Source organism: Rhizobacter sp. P3_C12, from assembly GCF_056402735.1.
This window is the reverse complement of sequence record NZ_JBFUGW010000335.1, coordinates 1-6,011: the sequence shown is the minus strand read 5'-3', so window position 1 is coordinate 6,011 and position 6,011 is coordinate 1. Positions and strand designations below refer to the sequence as shown.

At 73.7% G+C, this 6,011-nt stretch carries 6 protein-coding genes; all 6 read right to left on the bottom strand.

Going from position 1 to position 6,011, the window contains the following annotated elements; genetic code table 11:
• Window positions 1-911: serine/threonine-protein kinase (locus AC1DXV_RS30250; RefSeq protein ID WP_477937146.1), on the bottom strand; the 911-nt coding region annotated here is incomplete at its 3' end.
• Between the two features lies 1 nt (window position 912).
• The gene (locus AC1DXV_RS30245) at window positions 913-3,432 is read right to left on the bottom strand and encodes a serine/threonine-protein kinase (RefSeq protein ID WP_477868424.1); all 2,520 of its coding nucleotides are present in this window, start codon (window positions 3,430-3,432) and stop codon (window positions 913-915) included.
• A 10-nt stretch (window positions 3,433-3,442) separates the two neighbouring features.
• A complete protein-coding gene (locus AC1DXV_RS30240; RefSeq protein ID WP_477868422.1) occupies window positions 3,443-4,321 on the bottom strand; it encodes a helix-turn-helix transcriptional regulator in 879 nt (292 codons plus the stop codon).
• A 103-nt stretch (window positions 4,322-4,424) separates the two neighbouring features.
• A complete protein-coding gene (locus AC1DXV_RS30235; RefSeq protein ID WP_477868420.1) occupies window positions 4,425-5,030 on the bottom strand; it encodes a sigma-70 family RNA polymerase sigma factor in 606 nt (201 codons plus the stop codon).
• A 34-nt stretch (window positions 5,031-5,064) separates the two neighbouring features.
• Window positions 5,065-5,706 (bottom strand): hypothetical protein, encoded by a 642-nt coding sequence (locus AC1DXV_RS30230; RefSeq protein WP_477937144.1) that lies wholly within the window; start codon window positions 5,704-5,706, stop codon window positions 5,065-5,067.
• Window positions 5,707-5,782: 76 nt separating this feature from the next.
• The coding region (locus tag AC1DXV_RS30225) for a CGNR zinc finger domain-containing protein (protein ID WP_477937142.1) at window positions 5,783-6,011 on the bottom strand (229 nt) is incomplete at its 5' end.

Below are 6,011 nucleotides of genomic sequence, written 5' to 3'. Positions count from 1 at the left end.
AGCGCCAGGTTGGCCAGCAGCGCCGCGCCGACCGCGCTGCGGTGGCGCAGCACGAAGCGGCGCACGCGCCCGTGCAGCCCGCCGCTGCGCGCCTGCACCGGCAGCCCTTCGAGGCAGCGGAACAGCTCGTCCGACAGCGCCTGCGCCCACGCATAGCGCTGCGCCGGCTCCTTCTGCAGCGCCTTGCGCACGACCGCATCGAGATCGCGGTCGGCGCGCGCGCCGGTGGGCGGCGGCTCGGTCTCGCACACCTCGCGCGCGAGCGCATGCGCCGCATGCTCGCGGTAGGGGCTGCGGCCGGCCAGCAGCCGGTACAGCAGCAGCCCGAGCGCATACACGTCGCTGGCCGGCGTGAGCGCGAGCCCGCGCACCTGCTCGGGGCTCGCGCACGACAGCGTCATCGCCGCCGCGGCCGGCTCGCCGATGTGGCGCGCGATGCCGAAGTCGACCAGCCGCAGCGCGCCGGACGGCGAGACCAGCAGGTTCTCCGGCTTCAGGTCGGCATGCACGATGCCCTGCTGGTGCAGGTAGTGCACGACCTCGCAGACCTCGCGCATCAGCCGCAGCCGGGCCTGCAGGTCGAGGTYGGTGCGTTCGCAGTGGCGCGTGATCGGCTCGCCGTCGGCCAGCGCCATCGCGAGATAGGGCTGGCCGGCCGCGGTGACGCCGGCATCGAGCAGCTTCGCGAGCTGCGGGTGGTCGAGGCCGGCGACGATGCGCTGCTCGCGGCGGAAGCGCTCGAGTGCTTCAGGCGAGCTCGGCGTGGCCAGCTTGATCGCGACCTGCTGCTCGAACTGCCCGTCGTCGCGCGCCGCGCGCCAGACCTCGCCCATGCCGCCGCGGCCGAGCGGTGCGACCAGCCGGTACGGGCCGAAACGCTGGCCGGTGAGGGCGGTCGGGGCGCGCTCCATGTCAGGTGCAGCGCTGCAGCGCCGCGCGCGCCGCGCCCGGGCCGATGTCGGTCGGGTCGAGCAGGCGCTGCACGTCCTCGAACATCGGCAGGCTCTGCCGGAAGCGGGCGCAGGCCCCGGTGGCGTCGCCCTGCGCGCGCAGCGCCTGGCCGAGCTGGTAGTACGCGAGGCCGTGCAGGTAGTGGGTGACGATGTCGCGCCGGATGCCCTCGGGCAACGCCTCGAAGGTGGCGACCGCCGCGGCGGCCGTGCCGCGGCTGGCGGCCGCGTCGCCGGCGGCGAGCTGCGCCTCGCTGAGCCGCACCGCCGCGCCGGCGCGGTCGGCGTTGAACTGCGGGCTGTTCGGCTCCTGCTGCGCCAGGCGATCGAGCATCGCGATCGCGCGGCGGTGCAGCTCCAGCGCCTTGCCCGGCTGCTTCAGCCGCACCAGCGCGCGGCCCATGCCGTGGTACTGGATCGCGAGCGTGCGCGTCAGCTTGGTGTCGTTCGGCTTGGCATCGGCCATGCGCTGCAGCAGCGCCGCGCCCTTGCCGTACGACTCCAGCGCGAGCTGCGCGCTCTGCGGCTGCAGGTCGTGGCCGAGCAGCGTCATGCCGCGCAAGCCGTAGGTGGTGGCCAGCGTGTTGGCGGCGATCGCGTCGGCGGGCTCGCGCACGAGCAGCGCCTCGAGCTGCTGCGTGGCGGTCGCGGTCGACGCGAGGAAGGCCTCGTGCTGGCCGGCCTGCTGCTGCGTGCTGCCGAGCTCGGTGTACAGCGTGGCGCGCAGCCGCAGCAGCCGCGGGTTGTCGGGCTCGGCGGCGATCAGGTCGTCGGTGATCGCGATGGCCTGGCGCAGCGACCCCATGCCGTCGTCGTTGCGGCCCACCGACGTGAGCAGCGCGCCGCGGCTGCCGTACAGCAGCGCGAGCTCGCGCTGCGCGGCGCGGAAGTTCGGATCGCGCCGCCGCGCCGGCGTGCCCAGCGGCTCGGCCAGTGCGATGCCGCGCTCGTAGCTCGCGAGCGCGGCCACCGGGTCGCCCAGGCTGGCTTCGGCGTTGCGGCCCTGCAGCTCGGCGATCTGCCGGTAGCCGCCGGCCAGCTCCAGCTGCAGCGCGGCGTCGCCCTGCAGCTCGGCGCTGAGCTGCTGCAGGTAGTTCAGCGCGGTCTGCACGACCAGCTGGCGGGCCTGCGTCGATCCGGGCAGGTCGCGGATCGCGTTGTTGACGTCGAGGATCAGCGTGTTGGTGAGCTTGCGCACGCTCGCGAAGTGGCGCTCGGCGCGCTCGCGCTGCACGTTGGCCTGCCAGGCTTCGTACGCGGCGATGCCGATGCCGGCCGTCAGCGCGAGGTTGGCGACCAGCGCCGCGCCGACCATCGCGCGGTGGCGCAGCACGAAGCGGCCGGCGCGGTAGCTCCAGGCGCCGCGGCGCGCATGCACCGGCAGGCCTTCGAGGTGGCGGAACACGTCGTCGGCCAGCGCTTCGGCCGACGCGTAGCGGTGCGCCGGCTCCTTGCGCAGCGCCATCAGCACCATCGCGTCGAGGTCGCCGCGCAGCTGGCGGCGCAGCCGGCCGCCGTGCGGCACCGCATGGCTCGGGCGCGGTGGCTCGGTCTCGCAGATCGCGCGCGTCAGCGCGTAGCTGTCGGTGGCCTCGCCGTAGGGGCTCGCGCGGGCCAGCAGCCGGTACAGCACGACGCCGAGCGCGTAGATGTCGCTGGCCGGCGTCAGCGGCTCGCCGCGCACCTGCTCGGGGCTCGCGTAGTCGGGCGTCAGCACGCGCTGCAGCGTGAGCGTGGGCTCGCTCGCCGCGCCGCCCTCCGCGGGCGGCCCCAGCCGCTTCGCGATGCCGAAGTCGACCAGCTTCACGACGCCCTGCGGCGTGACGAGGATGTTGGCCGGCTTCAGGTCGCGGTGGATCACGCCCTGCCGGTGCGCATAGTCGACCACCAGGCAGACGCTGCGGAACAGCTGCAGCCGCTGCGGCAGCGCGAGCGCCTGCTGTTCGCAGTGGAAGTCGAGCGCGATGCCGTCGACCAGCTCCATCACGAAGTACGGCTCGCCCTCGGGCGTGAGGCCGGCGTCGAGCAGCTTCGCGAGGTTGGGGTGGTCGAGCGACGCGAGGATGCGGCGCTCGGCGTCGAAGCGCGCCAGCAGCAGCTGCTGGTCGCCGCCTTCGCGGATCAGCTTGATCGCGACCCGCTGCTCGAACTGGCCGTCGTCGCGCTCGGCGCGCCAGACCTCGCCCATGCCGCCGCGCGCGATCAGACCGACCACGCGCCACGGCCCGAGGCGGCGGCCGATCCAGTGGCGCGACGCATGCGCGTCGAGCGCCTGCAGCAGTTGCGCGGCGGGCTGCTGGTCGAGCGGCGTGTTGTCCGGCTCGGCGGCGGCGAGCAGCGATTCGAGCTCGGCCTGCAGGGCCGGCTCGCCCACGCAGCTGCGCTGCGCGAAGCCGGCGCGCTGCGCGAGGGGCAGCGCCAGCGCATCGGCCACCAGCGTCTTCAGGCGTTGCCAGCGCTCGGCATCCATCGTCACGCTCATCGCAATCCCTTCAGCGGCGCGCGAGGCGCTGCGCGGCCTGGGTCAGCTGCACGCGGTTGCGCGCGGCGAAGCGGCGGCGCAGCTGGCGCATGTGGTAGTCGACCGCGTGCGAGGACAGCTGCAGTTCGCGCGCGATCTGCTTGTCGCTCGCGCCATGGGCGAGCTGCAGCAGGATGTCGCGCTGCACCGGGTTCAGCACCTCGTCGCCCGGCTCGGCCGGACCCGAAGGCGGCCAGCGCGTGTGCTGCAGGTAGAACTCGTGCAGGCACAGGCTGAGGTTCAGCAGCTGGCCGAGCACCGCGTCGCCGATCCAGGTGCTGCCCGGCGTGCGCGACAGCAGGCTCAGCAGCCAGCGCTCGTCGGCACGGCGGCCCGGCAGCGCGATCAGTGCGCCACTCTGCATGCCGGTGGCGCGCAGGTCGGCGACGAAGCGGGCGAACCGGGTGCCGGTGCCGGCATCGCTCCACTGGTCCAGCGACCAGATGGATGGCAGCGACGACTGCAGCGCCTCGCGCCAGCGCGGGTCGACCTCGTGGTGCTGCTGCGCGAAGTAGCGCTGCAGCCAGTCGGCATCGATCAGGCTGGTGCAGAACGCGGCCGGGCGCCAGCCGGCTTCGTCGCGCACCAGCGTGCCGCAGGCGAGCCATTCGAAGCCGAGCGCCTGCAGCAGCGCGCGCACCGTGCGGTGGCGCTCGCACGGGCTCTCGGCGGCCAGCAGCGCCGTCAGCAGCGACGGCCGCCGCACGCTGCCGCGCGGGTGCGGCTCGATGCGCGGCGGCTCGGTGTGCAGCAGCACCGGCGGCGGCGGACGCAGCACCGGCGGCCCGTGCTCGGCGGCCTGCAGGTGGCCGAAATTGCTGTCGATGTCGGCTTGAATTGCGGCATTCATCGCAACGCTCCCGGAGTTCTCGTCTCCCCTAGGGCGCAAGCCCGGCGCGAAGCGGCTCATGCAATGTGTGTCGAAGCGTATCGGCGTGCCGCTTCGGCACGGCTCAGCGGATCGCCAGCTCGCGCAGCAGCCAGGCGCGCGCGCTGGCCCATTCGCGCTTCACGGTGGCGGGCGAGATCTCGAGCGTGGCCGCGGTCTCGTCGACGCTGAGCCCGCCGAAGAAACGCAGCTCGACGACGCGGCTCTGCTGCGCATCGAGCTGCTGCAGCCGCGTGAGCGCCTGGTCGAGCGCGAGCACGTCGAGCGCCGGCGTGTCGCGCGGCGCGAGTTGCGCGATGGCGGCTTCCGACAGATCGTCCAGCGGCACGTGCACCTGGCCTGCGCCGCGCTTGCCGGCGCCGCGCGCACGCGCATGGTCGACCAGGATGTGACGCATCACTTTCGACGCCAGCGCGAAGAACTGGGAACGCGAGGCCCATTGCACCGGGCGGTCGTCTGTCAGGCGCAGGTAGGCCTCGTGCACCAGGCCGGTGTTCTGCAGCGTGTGGTGGGCGCGCTCGTGGCGCAGGTGGCGGCCGGCCAGGCGGCGCAACTCGTCGTACACCAGCGGCAGCACGTGGTGCAGCGCGTGCGCATCCCCGTCGGTCCAGCGCCGCAGCAGTTGCGTCACCTCGCCGCCCGGTACCGCATCGTTCGAGGGTCGATCCACCACGCGTCCTCCGGACAGTGCGTCCAGGCTGCCGTCAGGGCGTGGCTTGCGCGCTGACCAGCCGCCCGGTGCGCGCCTGGAACGCGCAGCGGTAGGTGAACGGGATCGAGTTCATGCCGGGCGCGCGTTCGACGGCGCCCTGGCCATCGAGCCAGGTGCCATCGTCCGGCGCGGGCTGCAGGCGGCGCGTCTCGGCATCGAAGGCGATGCGGCCGACGCGCGGGTACTTGTCCTTCAGCGTCGCGGCGATCGCGGTCTCGCAGGCGTCGGGCGAGACCTTGCTGAGGTCGGGCTCCCAGGCCTTCTCGACGAGCGGACGGGTGCTGCCGGTCTCGCGGAACACGACGCCCGAGGTCTCGTTCGATTCGGCGTTGTAGGCGCAGCGGTAGGTGAAGCCGTGCACGCCGGTGGCCGTGGTCTTGTAGCGGCCGGCGCCCTTGACCGTGGTCTCGTCGCCGGTGGCCGGCAGCAGCGAGCGCTGTGCGGCGAGGAACTCGATGTCGCGTGCTTCCTTGCCGCGCATCTCGCGGATGGTGTCGGCGACGGCGGTCTCGCAGCGTTCGGCAGGCTTCGGATCGGTCGACGCGGGGGTGGAGGCGGCCGGGGCCGGGGCGGCGAGCACGACGCGGGCCGTGGACAGCAGGATCAGCAAGGGCAGGGACCGGATCAGGCGCATGGGACGACAACGTGGGAGATGAGAGCAGCGGCAAGGGTACACGCTGCGACGCGCGAGGGGAACCGCTGTTGCAGGTTCAGGTGTCGTCACCGGTGGCGGCCGAGCGGCGCGCGTGGTGGCGCTGCACCTTGGCGCGGTTGCCGCAATCGCCCATCGAGCACCAGCGGCGCGGCGCGCCGCGGCTGTCGTCGAGGAACAGCCAGCCGCACAGCGGCCCGGCGCACAGCCGCATGCGGGCGGCGCGCGGCGAGCAGAACAGCGCCAGGCCCTCGCGCGCCAGCAGCGTGCGCAGCGAGGCCGCGCTG

Excerpts from the sequence above, each read along its gene's own strand:
- AC1DXV_RS30245 (WP_477868424.1), bottom strand. The coding sequence starts at position 3,432 with ATGAGCGTGACGATGGATGCCGAGCGCTGGCAACGCCTGAAGACGCTG.
- AC1DXV_RS30230 (WP_477937144.1), bottom strand. The coding sequence starts at position 5,706 with ATGCGCCTGATCCGGTCCCTGCCCTTGCTGATCCTGCTGTCCACGGCC.
- AC1DXV_RS30240 (WP_477868422.1), bottom strand. The coding sequence starts at position 4,321 with ATGAATGCCGCAATTCAAGCCGACATCGACAGCAATTTCGGCCACCTG.